This window comes from Chitinophaga sp., from assembly GCF_019236475.1.
Taxonomy (GTDB): domain Bacteria; phylum Bacteroidota; class Bacteroidia; order Chitinophagales; family Chitinophagaceae; genus Chitinophaga.
Window position 1 is genome coordinate 94831 of record NZ_JAFAIX010000002.1, and the last position, 13310, is coordinate 108140.

Below are 13310 nucleotides of genomic sequence, written 5' to 3' on the forward strand. Positions count from 1 at the left end.
TCAGTTCCTTTCTTTTTTCACAGCCACTACGGCACTCATTCCGGCACTCAGGTCTTTCAGTTCCGCTCCACTACCTTCCAGGCGTATACGAACAGGAATACGTTGGGCTATTTTCACGAAATTACCAGTGGCATTATCCGGAGGCAACAGTGAAAACCGACTACCAGTGGCCGCAGACAGCGATTCTATTACACCTGTATAAGTTTTACCGGGATAAGCATCCAACACAATTTTCGCTTTCTCGCCTACTTTCATATGACGAATCTGCGTTTCCTTATAGTTGGCCACTACCCATTTACCGGCTTCTCTGTCTACGATAAAGGCCAGCGTCTGCCCTGCTTGGACCAGTTGCTTTGGCTGAATGGTCCGACGGCCCATTTTACCGTCGTATGGAGCTAGGATGACCGTGTAAGAAACAGTGAGGTCATTTTTTGTGACTACCGCCTCTCTCCTCTTAATTTCCGCGTCCAGCGCTTTCAGTTGCACCTTAGCATCTTCTACGCGGGATAAAGAAGTTTCGTAGGAATTAACCGCTGTTTTATAATCTGAGCGCGCCACGTCCAGGGCTGCGGTTACTCTGTCCAGTTGCTGTTTGGTGGCTGATTCTACGTCGTAGAGCTTTTTATAGCGTTCATATTCTTGTTCCTGATTCGTCAGTTTGGCTTTAGCTGCCGCGATCTGGGATTGGTATACTTTAGAGGATTGGTCGGTGGTCTTTACATTACTCTGAATAACAGCAATTTGTGCCTTTGCATTGAGTAAAGCGGCTTCCGCTTCCTGCTGAGCGGTGGCATATTCACTGTTATCAATGATGATGAGGGTATCCCCTTTCTTGACATCCTGGTTTTCTTCGTACCGGATTTCTTCAATATAACCTGTGACTTTAGCGACTACCGGGTTGATGTATTCATCTACCTGTGCATCATTCGTTTCTTCAAAATTGGCCTGGCGAATCAATGTCCTGATACCCCAAATAGCCAGGCATACCACTACGATAGAAGCTACTATGGTAGTTATTCTTGAAATTATTCTGTCCGTTCTGTTGGTGTTCGTATTTGTATTTGTTGCTTTGCTCATAAATTTATAGGTTGCCTGTTGCTTTCAATAATTGATAGTATTGCAATTGTGCCGTCACCTGTGCAGTGGTCAGATCAAAGCGGGATTGCAGCAATTGCGTTTCTGCATCCAATAGATCTGTCAACAACGACAGTTGATTGAAGTAGGTATTATTGACAATCCGAAAATTCTCCTGGGCCTGTGCGATATTCTCTTTAGCTACCTGTATACGGGTAATCGCTTCGGTATAGCGCAGGTATGCGGATCTTACTTCTTCTCTTACTCTATCTTGCGTATCCGAATGTTCAATTTCCTGACGCATCAGGTTTATCTTAGCCTCTGCTTTCCGGTGTTTGTTCAGATAAAGCTGAGAGATAGGCAGGGAGGCTTTCACCCCGGCCATTCCCAAGCCATATGGATTAAAGGAATACGGATATAAGATGATTTCAGGATACGAGTAATTGTATTCCGCGAACAGTCCTACCTTAGGAAGAATATTCGCTTTCACCTGCTGGAGCTTGATCTCACTTAATTTTGTTTCTTTCTCCGAAATTTTAAATTCAAAAGAATGCGTATAGGCATCCTGCAGAAAATCTTCGTAGGTGCGTTGCTGTGAGGATAGATCTACGGTATCTGCTGCCACATGAATAATAGCGGTATCAGGTGCTCCCATCATGATATTGAGCCGCTGGGTAGCGATCTTCAGGCTATTGCGAATTTCCAGTAGCGTCATTCTCTGCTTAGAGAGCTTCAATTCCGCCCGTAGTACATCGCTTTTAAGTACTACGCCATTTTGCAACAACTGGCGTATCTCTTCCAATTCTTTTTCCCGTTCTGATATGTCCTGGAGCATGACGCTCTCGTATTGCTCATTTCGGTAGATATCGAGATAATAGGCAGCAGCTTTGAATCGGATTTCTGATTCGGTCAAATTCTTCTGTTCTTTTGCCAGCTCTGTTTCTGTGGTAGCAGCGGTGATTTCACGGTTTAACTTTCCACCGTTATAGAGGTTGAAATATGCTTCTCCGTTCACTTTATAAGTCCCCTTCTTTTCAATGGGGATCTGTGTTGGCGCCTTTAAAAGTCCGTCTTCATACAAAGTAAAATTGGAAAACCTGCCATACATACCATTGGCACTCACTTCGGGCAGCTTCTCCGATTTGGCCGTTTTAACACGTTCATCTGCACTTTGGACTTTCAGTTGCTGCATCTGCAACTGTTTGTTATATGTGGCGGTTCTTTTCCAAACTTCTAGAAGTGTCAGTGTGTTCTTGTGTTCAGGGTCCTGGCTAAAGGCATTCATGCTGCCGGAAAGTGCTATCAGCAACACTCCCGCCAGTATCTTATTACTAATTGTAGACATACATGTGACGATGAAGCTGCAAAGTTCCATTCAGTTGGGTAATTATTTTTTCTATAAATTGCCATAAAATTGTTAGAACCGGCCAAATGGAACATATCAACTATGACCAGATTCTTGCCGACGCAGATGAGTTACCTCAGTCGGCGTACATATGGCATTGGAAAACCGAACACCACTTCCCTTTCCATAAGCATAACAAAGGACAACTAACGTATGTTGAAGGAGGTGCGGCTTTTTTATATACCAGGGAGAAAACATATTTCCTGCCTGCAAGGCATTACATGTGGGTACCAGCGGGTGTAGAGCATTATTTTGCCCATCGGTATCCGGCGAATTATGTGCGCACGATTTATTTTTTTTCAGAGAAGGAAGACAAGCAGCATCCGTTCTACAGTACTACTGGCATTTACCCGGTCACCAATCTCCTATTGGAAATGCTCCTGTATACGGCTAAGTGGGAAGGTAATGTGCTGCCGGGTTCTCGGCCATATGCGTTTATCAAGGCGATGAAGAATATCTTGCCGGATATCAGTACTAGTCCTCTTCCTATTACCCTCCCTACCAGCGATCATCCGCGAATGCGGCCCATTCTTAAATACATCCAGGAGAACCTCAGCGAACCATTGTCTATGGAGAGTGTATGCCATCAATTTAATACTAGCGAACGTACCCTCACCAGGATGTTCCGTTCTTCTATGGATATTTCCTTCTTTCAATACCTGAAACTGGCCCGCATGGCCCGTGCCATGGGCTATTTGATTGAAACGGATAAAACTATCAGTGAAATCGCCTGGGATACGGGCTATAACAGTGTTTCTGCCTTCAGTAATACCTTCTTTAAATTAACGGGCAAACGCCCATCGGATTATCAGCATCTTAGTAAAAGTATTCCGCCGGAGGAGCTGTAATTTTTTCCGCTCAGGGAAAAGCGCTTGTATTTAAGATCGATTTGTGTAATCTTACTGTACAATCAAGATCTAAATCACATGAACCCACTTAAAAAACACCTGCTGATTCCTCTGCTGATCAGCGGTATTAGCGCCACTACAGTGATCGCGCAGCAGAAAGCCAACAAACCTACTCCAGTGGCCGGAGAAACCACCAAACCATCAGTGACCCTCAACCCTGATACTACTATAATGAGTCAGCATGAGGTAACGATTAAGGGACAGAAAATCTCCTATAAGGTGACTTCTGGCACTCAGCCTGTCTGGGATGACAATGGTAAAGCGGTGGCAGGTATCTTCTTCAACTATTATGAAAGAACGGATATAAAAGACAAAGGATCACGTCCGTTGGTCATTTCCTTTAATGGTGGTCCGGGATCAGCGTCTGTATGGATGCAGATTGCATATACAGGCCCTAAATTGCTGAACATAGATGAAGAAGGTTATCCGGTACAACCCTATGGCCTACACGAAAACAATCAGTCCATTCTGGATATAGCGGATATATTATATGTAGATCCAGTGAACACGGGCTTTTCAAGGATCGTTTCAAAAGATACGCCGAGAGAAAAGTTCTTTGGTGTGAATGCAGATATCAAATATCTGGCAGAATGGATTAATACTTTTGTATCCCGCAACAATCGCTGGGGCTCTCCTAAATACCTTATTGGAGAAAGCTATGGCACCACAAGGGTTTCGGGTCTAGCCCTGGAACTGCAAAATGCCCAGTGGATGTATCTGAATGGCGTTATTCTCGTATCCCCGACGGATTTAGGTATCAATCGTAATGGCCCGGTGAATGCCGCCTTGCGCCTTCCTTATTTCGCTGCTACGGCCTGGTATCACAAGGCGCTGGCTGCCGATTTACAGCAGAAAGACCTGACCGCTATGCTGCCCGAAGTAGAAGCATTTACCATCAATGAACTGATCCCTGCTATCAGTCAGGGGGCTTTCCTCGATGAGGCCAAACGTAAAGCGATTGCTACGAAAATGGCGAGGTATTCAGGGCTCTCCGAGCAAGTAATTCTCCAGTATAACCTGGATGTCCCTACGGACTTCTTCTGGAAAGAATTGTTGAGAGATAAAGGCTTCACAGTGGGAAGGCTGGATAGTCGCTACCGTGGCATTGACCGCCAACTTGCGGGCGAAAGACCAGACTTCAATCCCGAATTGACTAGCTGGTTACATTCCTTTACTCCAGCGATCAATATGTATTTAAGAGATGAGCTAGGTTTCAAAACAGACCTCAAATATATGATGCTCGGCCCTGTGCATCCATGGGATTTTAACAATGATAATTCAGGAGAGAATCTTCGTCAGGCAATGGCCCAGAACCCTTACTTACATGTAATGATACAGTCGGGTTACTACGATGGCGCTTGTGATTACTTCAATGCCAAATACAGCATGTGGCAACTGGATCCTGGTGGCCGTATGAAAGACAGGCTGTCTTGGAAAGGTTATCGGAGTGGACATATGATGTACCTACGTAAAGATGACCTGGCCACTGGCAGTGAGGATATCCGGGACTTCATCAAGGCTGCCTTGCCTAAACCAGGTACCCCCGCGAAGTATTAATTGTAGGGAATGTATATAAACAAAAAAGCCGCATATGATATGCGGCTTTTTTGTTATAGGGAGACACGATCTACACTATATCTTATAGCTTACACCTAGCATCATGTAGATGTTATAGAGTGGAAAGTCTAATCCTTTGAATTCATTTGGGAATACTGGTTTCAAGCCCCAGGAGAGATTTCCGATTACGCTAAGGCGTTTGCCTACCCTACGTTCAGCGCCTCCTTGCAAGCCAGCGTCGAATTTACGTACATCGCGGCCGAAGTCGAAAGAGGCTTCATCTACGATAATTTTTTCGCCGGTAGGGCCTCCGTTGCGGATGTAGCCATCGGACACTGTTCCGTAGAAGTTGCTACTGAACTTCCAGGAGAAATAACCGCCGAGGGAAAAGCGCCAGTTATCATTGGGTGTAAAGACCGCACTTACCGGGAAGGTAACATAAGCATTACGGACAATGGTCTTGTTCTTACCCGTAAAGGTTCCCTCAAAAGTACCAGTGGAAGAACCATCTTTCACGGTGATCACCGTAGGGAAATACATCACCTCATCTTTGGTGCCCATTCCTTTGAAATCCAGTTTTACACCTACTGCGGCGCCCCATTTACGTGTAGCCCTGAGAGATAGTTCATAACCCAGCGCCGGCGTGAATTCCGGCCAGTAGCCTTTGATAGCTCGAATGGTATTAGGCAGTCCTACAGGAGCTGTTCCTCCGAAGTTGAAGCCCGCAATAATCCTATGTTCCAGGAAAGGCTTAAAAGTAGTAGTGCTATCCTGTGCGCGAAGCGATCCAGCAACCGAGATGATCAAAAATAAAACGGTCAGTCTTTTATATATCCTATTCATTGTAGCATTGGTTCTTTATTCGTGAATAATCTTCAAACTGTCTACCAGCAAGCGACTGCCGATAGCGCCTTCATATTTATCTCCGTTCTGGCTGGAAGAAATAACGATCGCCATCATCATGCTTCCTGAAGTAATAGCATTAGGTTTATATACAAATGGCAGATCAAAGCGGGTAAAGTTTCCTCTGGCAGAACCGTCAGGCAATTGGGCTACTGCTACAATTCTATCTGAAGTATGGATATTGGTACCATCAAGGCGGGTAGTGCCTCTATAGAGCACCGCGTAGATAGAGCAGGAATCAATTACACCTGGTACAGGCTTTCCGGCTTTATTCTGGTAGGTTGCGCCGGGATTGTATTTATAATAGCCCGTAAACCTCGCTGCACGGCCCAGGTAAGGCTGTCCGAATTGTGTAGCTGCCAGTGGCTGCGTGATAGCATACTTACTGTCAAATACCCCGAGATACAGCGAACCGGCGAATAATTTGATGCCCATAATGCCGGATAAGGTAGTGCCGCCACGTGTTTCCAATACGGCGGAATAATTGCCGTGATAGGCTTCCGTTGTATCGCGTAGTGGATAAGCAGCGGGATCTTTGGGAACGCCTGCTAGTGATACGCCTGGGTTACCGGAAGACCAAATCTGCGAGGAATCTGGTTCAATGGGATACAAGTACTTAGAAGTAGGTTGAATAACCCATTGTTCAAAGTCCCATGCCCAGGTACCAATGTTTACCACTTCTATGGTATACACTTTATGGTATTTCCCGCTCTGGGAAGTAACCGTGTATTGCTGCAAGCTGGTGGAATCAAATCGCAGGGTATCTCCTGCAGGTGGGTTAATAGTAGCGCCGGGCGTTACTACAATTCTAGGTACAATACCGCTGTCGTAAGCATTCTTTTTCAGGTAGAGCAATACTTTCGCATTCGCTTGATCAATAAAAACATCGCCTGAGAGATATTTCTTATCGACGATAAAAGAGTCGATGTCTGCTTCCGGGTTAAGAGGGGCATCCTTGATGCAACTGGTAAATAGTAGTGCAAACAAAGCAATAGCCGCCAGGAAGCCTGGTTTCCGTAAATTCATCCGTTTAACTATTATATTCAAAAAATCGTTAACATTGCGCCATGTCTGATAAAGAAAGATTCAAACGTGTAAGTATATACGCTGCAAAATGCGTTACTGGCGTTGTTATAGTGAGCCTCCTTTCATGGTTATTTGGCTACAAAGATACAGTATGGGTGCTAATTTCCGTGATGTTAGTATTATCCCCGGATGGATCTGACGCGGTTACGCTGGCGGTTACACGTATCAAAGCCAATCTGATAGGGGCTTTATCGGGTTTCCTATTAATCCTCATTCATCTTAATCAGTCGTTGATGACAAACATTGTGGTGTTCATGAGCATTGCTGTGGTAATAACGGTAGTTCTTTGTAACTTACTGAAACTGGAAGCAGCCACTCGCACCGCATTGGCTGCAACGATTATTGTCATGACACATGAGGCCGGCTTACATGTCTGGGATACCGCTATTGAGCGGGTGGGCTCTGTGGTAACAGGATGTCTGTTGGGCTTAGTTATTACATTTATATTTCATAACAAATTTACGCAAAAGACTGTAGATCAAGTAGATATTCATCAGGAAGCATAATACAGAATTACTACAGAATCTGCCTTTACTTTTGCGGCACAAGGAGAGTTGCATGAAGAAACTGATTTTGATGGTTGGCATTTCCCTCACTTGCCTGGAGACCATAACCGCGCAGCAGTCGGTTGTTACAGATACGACAGCTAATAACCATTCTGTTCTGAAAGATTCTATTCCCTTGACAGGGGCAAAGCCTGAACCTTCAACTGTTAAATTGCCTCATGGAGCGGATAGCCGTTTCCGATGTTCAGCCGCAGGATTAATCATTCCTTCAGCGATGGTAACATATGGTTTCATTGCGCTCAACAACCCTTCTCTGCGGGATCTAAACCGCAGTACCAAATCAGAATTATCGGAAGATCATCCCAGATTTAATACCGGTATAGATAACGTGCTGCAATACACGCCTACGGCAGCCGTATACGTATTGAATCTCGCTGGGATTCATGGTAAGCACAATCTGCGGGACCGTACTATTATCTTGGGTATCTCCGCAGTGATTACAGCAGGTACTACCCGCATTCTGAAAACCAGCACGCATGAAGAACGTCCGGATGGCAGTAATAACCTGAGTTTTCCTAGTGGCCATACTAGCAATGCTTTTATGGGAGCTGAATTTCTTTACCAGGAGTATAAGGATGTATCTCCATGGATTGGCGTTGCCGGATATGCAGTAGCCACGGCTACAGGCGCCTTGCGTATGCTCAATAACCGCCATTGGCTGAGCGATGTAGTGGCAGGTGCCGGAATTGGTATCTTGGGAACCAAAGCAGCTTATTGGATGTATCCTTTTGTACAACGTAAATTATTTCCTGGGAAAAAAGATATGGTAGTGTTACCATATTACAATGCGGAATGGAAAAGTATGGGATTAAGCCTTTCACTAACCAAGTTCTAAGCGCTACTCAAAAGGCTTACTCAAAGTGGCATAGTGGGGATTTCTTTTAATCTGCATAATATTAGCAAATGATTATGCTGCCAGGGGTTATTCATCTGCACCTATCTAAAACGTGAGACCCTAAAGATAACACCATGGTAATGAACACCATCTTAAAATTAGCAGATGGCAAAACTCCCTAAATTATCCGGATAAATTTGTAAACGGCTCGTTAATTAGAGAATTTTAAATCCTGGTTGCAATAAATCTGGTTTTGTTAACATCTAATAAAGGAATCAACAAATTAATAGAGATAATTTCATTCTGACTTAAGATCAGTTATGATTTACTCTATTATTGCCCCCATTGGAGTTGTTATACTCTGTATTTTTGCCCTTGTATTGTTGTTGACTACAGAAGGATATCTCTCGCAAACGCACGTACCAAGAGAGGAGCATACAAAGCCCCCTCCAACCAAGGACAGAACTCCTTCAAAGGAGGAGAAAATATGTGCCTTGGATGTAGTGACCCTGGTAAAATACCCCCTTTCTGAAGACAGCGAGGAAGCTGTTGAATATCTCCGGAATAACGGTCATGCGTCTGTGAAAGTGACGGTCAGACAGGAGAAATGTTGTTCTGCCAGATGGCAGACAAGTCTGCTCGTATTTAATAGGGTTTTGCCTGGTGAGGAAATTGCATTGGGCTTTGCCGGCCACGACGAGTCCGATGATGATATTGTCAGTGCAGCACATACGATATTATCCGCTGAGTACCTTTCCTAATCATCTTTTTTAACCACTTGTATATGTACGCACCTTTTATATTCCTCTCTGCCTGTATTATTACCTATTTACTGTATAGATCTCAGACGCTTCGGAAATCTATGAAGAAAAAGCGCCAGTACCAGCCCTGGGAAGGTGAAGACGCGATGGTGGATGCTCGCATTGTGGGCATTTCCAATCAGCTATTTCCATTGTCTCGTTATATGCGTAGTCTCCGCAATAACTCTCATTCCAGGTGGATTACAGTGGCTGTCAAACAGATTATCAGAACAGATATGGGCACTACCTGTGATACCAGGCTGATAACAAACATTGCTCCGGGAGAAGAAAGAAGACTAGGCCATGCGGATGATGTGCAGGAAGGAAAATACCGCATCTTTATTGGTTACGAAATAATATGGGCTAGGTACACGCCAGTGCCAAAATGGTTTCAGCCTAAACCCAAACGATTCCCAACTCCTGCGGAAATGTACGATGAGGTAATGCGGAAATATAAGCCACAGCCCATCCGGGAATTGGAACAACAAGAAGGCCCTCTCTCCGACGGCCTGTGGCCTTAATTCAGGGTTTCATGCCAGCGGCAAAACCCTTTCCATCAACATATGCTAGCCAAGCCATCGTCAGAAATACCCCTACCGCTGAACCAGCCGTAACATCTTCGAAGAAGTGCTGACTCATATACATCCTGGAGTATCCTACCAAAATGGCTAATAACAGGAATACCAATGACCAGACTTTGTTTTTGGTAAAATGAGCAAGTACGGTAGCTGCCGTAAAGGCACAAATGGTATGCCCTGAAGGAAAGCTTCTGAAATTATCTAGTACATCCACACCAGGTACATAGTAGATATGCGGAATGCGAGGGTCTGCATTCGCCTTATGTATTAGTTGTTCAAAATAGCGGTGCGGTCTTGGAAAGGCGACCATGAACTTCAAGAAAAACCCCACCAGCGAGGTAAAGCAATAGGCGGTAGCCAATACGAAGCTTTCCCGTTTATTGATAAAGAAAAGTACGACTACCAGTGTCACAGCGGCGCCCGTACTTCCCAGATGTGTCACTTTCGGAAAGAACCAGTCGCCAAACCCGGTATGTAAGCTATTAATGAAGAAATAAATATCCTCTCGGCTATGCGTTAGTTTGATGCCAATTAACAGGGCCAGCAGTGGCAGATAAGCCCAGATAAAATATTTTACGCTTTGATATACTTTCTGAAATTGATTCATTCGCTAGTGCTTTATGTTTCTCCACCAATAGCTGATCTTGTTGGCAGTAGGCAACTGTCCTGTTTCGCCAGGGGTTGGCAGCCATAATGTGACATCCTTTTCAGCGGCCAATTTGATGATGGTTTCTCCAGGTTCATCCCAATCGTGGAAAGCCAGGTTGAATGTTCCCCAGTGTACGGGAAGCATTACTTTTCCTCCAAGATCAATATGTGCTTTGAGCGCATTGGCTGGTCCCATGTGAATGTCGGGCCAATGAGGGTCTGAAGCACCTATTTCTAGGATGGTCAGGTCAAACGGACCGAATTGCTCTCCGATTGTCTTAAAGCCTGGGAAATAGCCAGAATCCCCTCCTATGAAAACCTTACGTTGCTTTCCTTGGAGTACATAGGAAGACCAAAGGGTATTATCCCTTTGAAACCAGCGGCCAGAGAAATGTCGTGCAGGCGTAGACGTTAATGTCAAGGTGCCTAGTTGGATGGTTTGTCCCCAGTCGAGTATGGTAATTTTATCGGCCGGAACGCCCCATTTTTCCAGGTGTTTATTTACGCCCAGTGGACAAATAAACCGTGGCGCTACTTTGGCTAGGTATTTCATCAGGTGTCTGTCTAGATGATCATAGTGATCATGCGACAGTAATACGGCTGTTAGTGGCGGGAGTTCCTGCGGCAAAACCGGTGAGGGGAAAAAGCGATGCGGCCCCATGAACGGGAATGGCGATGCCCTTTTGGAGAAAACGGGATCTACCAGCAGTCGGGTTCCCTCTAGTTCTAACAAATAGCTGGAATGGCCCAGCCAGGTAAATTGCAGTTCCTGCGCAGGCTCCTTGGCGAGTGCCTGTTCACTGATGCGAAAAGGCCCCAGTGGCCCAGGCGGTGTTCGCTTACCTTTATAGGTGAGGAATTTCCAGAGTATAGACGGCATACTCCCCGCGTTCATTGCTGTATGAACCGTATTAAAGTATTTGCGCCCGTTGAAATGTGGAGGATAAGCCAAAATGCTATTTTATTAGTCTGCGGTGATAATTGATTTGCCCCATATGATAACGGAAATGACCATATAAATGGGTCACAAACGTACCATAGGTCATCGGTTGATTCATGGGATTATCTTTAAAATCAGTAGCCATGAGTTCATCAGACAAAGTGGGAATAACCGTTTGAATGGTTTTCCTGGTATCTTCAATAGCTTCCAGGAGCGCGGCCCTTGGAAGGTCTTTGGCCGCAAATTCGTAAGGCCTGTCACGTTGATAGCCCGTGTCTCCCAAAACTGCCCCAACAAAATGTCGGATATTACCACAAAGGTGCAGGCACAAATTACCACCAGAATTGGCAATGCCTGGCGCCACTTTCCAGATGGCAGCTTCCGTTTCATAAAGATTGATCTCTTCTTTCAGCGCATCGATGGCAGTATCAAAAAGAGCGGGTAAAATTTTGTTTAGCATATACTAATTTTCAGATACACAAAGTACGAATTATCCAGTTATAGAACTCTGGCTAAAAAGTTCCCCCGTTGATTTATACTACCGTAGAAGGCTATACGAATCATCTTAAATATAGGCTTATCGTTTCAGGTTTCTGCAAAGGGCTTCCAGTGTTTCTTTCACCTTTAAAATATCGTCCTGGTTTACGCCATCTTCTGCCATGGCCACTACGCTTAACGCCAGTGGATAAACGGTTTCTTTCAGTTGATGGCCATGAGTAGTTAACCAGACACGTTTCCCTCGGCGATCTTCATCGTCCATGGAGCGCCTTACTAGTCCTCGCTTTTCCAGGTTGTCTACTAGTTTGGTGAGACTCGCTTTATCTTTATCAGTTTTATCTGCCAGCTCCTGTTGACGGCAACCATCTTGTTCTCCCCAGAGGTGACGCAGAATAAAATACATATCCGGGGTGAGGTCAACGCCTTTCTCCATGAATACGGAAAGTAATTTCAACCGAAAGGCAGTATGTGCGCGTGTAATATGACGGCTGACCGCAAAGCGCAGTACATCCGCTATTTCAGGTTCACTCATTGGTTCATTGGGTTTAATCACGAATATTGGTTAACTAAAATAACAAATCTAAATTAGCTAAATCTGATTATCACTGATTTTAAACATATATTAGCCGCTGTTTGTTTCATAAAAATAATGCAGGAGGATGACTAACGAACCAGTAAAAGCTCGGTCTACACTACAAAAGAAGCTATTCCAAATAATCTTCATGGCAGATACCACTGCCGGAAGGATCTTTGATATCTTCCTATTACTCTTTATTCTGGGTAGTGTGATCGTCGTAATGATGGAGAGCGTACAAAGGCTCCAGGCCCAATACGGGGATGTTTTCAATGTATTTGAATGGACATTCACCGGCCTGTTTACCTTAGAATATCTATTACGTATTTGGTGCAGTCCCCAACCTAAAAAATACATATTCAGCTTTTATGGGATTATAGATTTGCTATGTATCATCCCATCCTACATTGAGTTCCTCGTAGGCGGCGGACACTTCCTTATATCTATACGTATTTTAAGGCTATTGCGGATTTTCAGAATCTTCAAACTTGTGCCCTTTTTACATGAGAGCCGATTTCTGATCATTGCATTACAACGGAGTCGTCGTAAGATTGCCGTTTTCTTTTTCTTTATCATGCTAATGACCGTCGTACTGGGATCTATCATGTACGTGATTGAGTCGGGCCATAATTCAGGATTCACCAGCATCCCGGTGAGTATTTATTGGGCAGTGGTGACACTTACCACCGTAGGCTATGGAGATATCGCCCCTATAACGCCCATAGGGCAAGCTTTTTCGGCTGTCATCATGATCATGGGCTACGCCATCATAGCCGTACCTACAGGTATCGTGACAGTGGAAATGAACCGTCTTCGTACATCCACAGACGTTAGTATACGGGAATGTCACAACTGCGGACGCAATATAGCAGATGAAGATGCCATCTTCTGTAAATACTGCGGCAGTCATCTCTGATAAGATTTCAAGTTTTAAAATT

The 13310-nt window shown here is 44.7% G+C and carries 15 protein-coding genes; 7 read left to right on the forward strand and 8 right to left on the reverse strand.

Going from position 1 to position 13310, the window contains the following annotated elements:
• Positions 1–1077, reverse strand: coding sequence for an HlyD family secretion protein (locus JO154_RS00820; protein WP_291941028.1), 1077 nt, complete (start codon positions 1075–1077; stop codon positions 1–3).
• A gap of 4 nt (positions 1078–1081) precedes the next feature.
• Positions 1082–2419, reverse strand: coding sequence for a TolC family protein (locus JO154_RS00825; protein ID WP_291941030.1), 1338 nt, complete (start codon positions 2417–2419; stop codon positions 1082–1084).
• An 86-nt stretch (positions 2420–2505) separates the two neighbouring features.
• On the opposite strand from JO154_RS00825, the gene JO154_RS00830 reads away from it, so the two are divergent.
• Together JO154_RS00830 and JO154_RS00835 are read left to right on the forward strand one after the other, a co-directional pair.
• A complete protein-coding gene (locus JO154_RS00830; protein ID WP_291941031.1) occupies positions 2506–3327 on the forward strand; it encodes an AraC family transcriptional regulator in 822 nt (273 codons plus the stop codon).
• A 78-nt stretch (positions 3328–3405) separates the two neighbouring features.
• Entirely contained in the window at positions 3406–4944 is a 1539-nt protein-coding gene (locus tag JO154_RS00835; protein ID WP_291941032.1) for a carboxypeptidase, read from the forward strand.
• 75 nt (positions 4945–5019) lie between these two features.
• On the opposite strand, the gene JO154_RS00840 is transcribed toward JO154_RS00835, so the two are convergent.
• Both JO154_RS00840 and JO154_RS00845 read right to left on the reverse strand, forming a co-directional pair.
• Complete coding sequence (locus JO154_RS00840) at positions 5020–5787, reverse strand: outer membrane beta-barrel protein (RefSeq protein ID WP_291941034.1); 768 nt, start codon at positions 5785–5787, stop codon at positions 5020–5022.
• Between the two features lie 15 nt (positions 5788–5802).
• Positions 5803–6873 (reverse strand): PCMD domain-containing protein, encoded by a 1071-nt coding sequence (locus JO154_RS00845; RefSeq protein WP_291941036.1) that lies wholly within the window; start codon positions 6871–6873, stop codon positions 5803–5805.
• A gap of 41 nt (positions 6874–6914) precedes the next feature.
• Between JO154_RS00845 and JO154_RS00850 the strand changes: the two genes are divergently transcribed.
• The 4 genes from JO154_RS00850 to JO154_RS00865 all read left to right on the forward strand — a co-directional run bounded on the left by JO154_RS00850 (position 6915) and on the right by JO154_RS00865 (position 9655).
• On the forward strand, positions 6915–7439 hold the full coding sequence (locus JO154_RS00850) for an FUSC family protein (protein WP_291941037.1): 525 nt from the start codon (positions 6915–6917) through the stop codon (positions 7437–7439).
• 52 nt (positions 7440–7491) lie between these two features.
• On the forward strand, positions 7492–8334 hold the full coding sequence (locus JO154_RS00855) for a phosphatase PAP2 family protein (RefSeq protein ID WP_291941040.1): 843 nt from the start codon (positions 7492–7494) through the stop codon (positions 8332–8334).
• Positions 8335–8654: 320 nt separating this feature from the next.
• Positions 8655–9095 carry a hypothetical protein gene (locus JO154_RS00860; protein ID WP_291941041.1) on the forward strand — a complete coding sequence of 147 codons (441 nt, stop codon included), beginning with the start codon at positions 8655–8657 and terminating at the stop codon, positions 9093–9095.
• A 23-nt stretch (positions 9096–9118) separates the two neighbouring features.
• Positions 9119–9655 (forward strand): hypothetical protein, encoded by a 537-nt coding sequence (locus JO154_RS00865; RefSeq protein WP_291941042.1) that lies wholly within the window; start codon positions 9119–9121, stop codon positions 9653–9655.
• A 1-nt stretch (position 9656) separates the two neighbouring features.
• Here the strand turns inward: JO154_RS00865 and JO154_RS00870 are convergent, their stop codons facing one another.
• The 4 genes from JO154_RS00870 to JO154_RS00885 form a co-directional block, all read right to left on the reverse strand.
• Positions 9657–10319: a phosphatase PAP2 family protein gene (locus tag JO154_RS00870; RefSeq protein ID WP_291941044.1), complete on the reverse strand. Its 663-nt coding sequence runs from the start codon at positions 10317–10319 to the stop codon at positions 9657–9659.
• A gap of 3 nt (positions 10320–10322) precedes the next feature.
• Entirely contained in the window at positions 10323–11240 is a 918-nt protein-coding gene (locus JO154_RS00875; protein ID WP_291941045.1) for an MBL fold metallo-hydrolase, read from the reverse strand.
• A 76-nt stretch (positions 11241–11316) separates the two neighbouring features.
• Positions 11317–11760: a DinB family protein gene (locus tag JO154_RS00880; RefSeq protein ID WP_291941047.1), complete on the reverse strand. Its 444-nt coding sequence runs from the start codon at positions 11758–11760 to the stop codon at positions 11317–11319.
• Positions 11761–11877: 117 nt separating this feature from the next.
• Positions 11878–12330: a MarR family winged helix-turn-helix transcriptional regulator gene (locus JO154_RS00885; protein ID WP_291941049.1), complete on the reverse strand. Its 453-nt coding sequence runs from the start codon at positions 12328–12330 to the stop codon at positions 11878–11880.
• Between the two features lie 190 nt (positions 12331–12520).
• Here JO154_RS00885 and JO154_RS00890 point away from each other — a divergent pair, with 190 nt between their 5' ends.
• Entirely contained in the window at positions 12521–13288 is a 768-nt protein-coding gene (locus JO154_RS00890; protein ID WP_291941051.1) for an ion transporter, read from the forward strand.
• Positions 13289–13310 lie beyond the last annotated feature (22 nt).

Excerpts from the sequence above, each read along its gene's own strand:
- JO154_RS00820 (WP_291941028.1), bottom strand. The coding sequence starts at position 1,077 with ATGAGCAAAGCAACAAATACAAATACGAACACCAACAGAACGGACAGA.
- JO154_RS00825 (WP_291941030.1), bottom strand. The coding sequence starts at position 2,419 with ATGTCTACAATTAGTAATAAGATACTGGCGGGAGTGTTGCTGATAGCA.
- JO154_RS00830 (WP_291941031.1), top strand. The coding sequence starts at position 2,506 with ATGGAACATATCAACTATGACCAGATTCTTGCCGACGCAGATGAGTTA.
- JO154_RS00835 (WP_291941032.1), top strand. The coding sequence starts at position 3,406 with ATGAACCCACTTAAAAAACACCTGCTGATTCCTCTGCTGATCAGCGGT.
- JO154_RS00840 (WP_291941034.1), bottom strand. The coding sequence starts at position 5,787 with ATGAATAGGATATATAAAAGACTGACCGTTTTATTTTTGATCATCTCG.
- JO154_RS00845 (WP_291941036.1), bottom strand. The coding sequence starts at position 6,873 with ATGAATTTACGGAAACCAGGCTTCCTGGCGGCTATTGCTTTGTTTGCA.
- JO154_RS00850 (WP_291941037.1), top strand. The coding sequence starts at position 6,915 with ATGTCTGATAAAGAAAGATTCAAACGTGTAAGTATATACGCTGCAAAA.
- JO154_RS00855 (WP_291941040.1), top strand. The coding sequence starts at position 7,492 with ATGAAGAAACTGATTTTGATGGTTGGCATTTCCCTCACTTGCCTGGAG.
- JO154_RS00860 (WP_291941041.1), top strand. The coding sequence starts at position 8,655 with ATGATTTACTCTATTATTGCCCCCATTGGAGTTGTTATACTCTGTATT.
- JO154_RS00865 (WP_291941042.1), top strand. The coding sequence starts at position 9,119 with ATGTACGCACCTTTTATATTCCTCTCTGCCTGTATTATTACCTATTTA.
- JO154_RS00870 (WP_291941044.1), bottom strand. The coding sequence starts at position 10,319 with ATGAATCAATTTCAGAAAGTATATCAAAGCGTAAAATATTTTATCTGG.
- JO154_RS00875 (WP_291941045.1), bottom strand. The coding sequence starts at position 11,240 with ATGCCGTCTATACTCTGGAAATTCCTCACCTATAAAGGTAAGCGAACA.
- JO154_RS00880 (WP_291941047.1), bottom strand. The coding sequence starts at position 11,760 with ATGCTAAACAAAATTTTACCCGCTCTTTTTGATACTGCCATCGATGCG.
- JO154_RS00885 (WP_291941049.1), bottom strand. The coding sequence starts at position 12,330 with ATGAGTGAACCTGAAATAGCGGATGTACTGCGCTTTGCGGTCAGCCGT.
- JO154_RS00890 (WP_291941051.1), top strand. The coding sequence starts at position 12,521 with ATGGCAGATACCACTGCCGGAAGGATCTTTGATATCTTCCTATTACTC.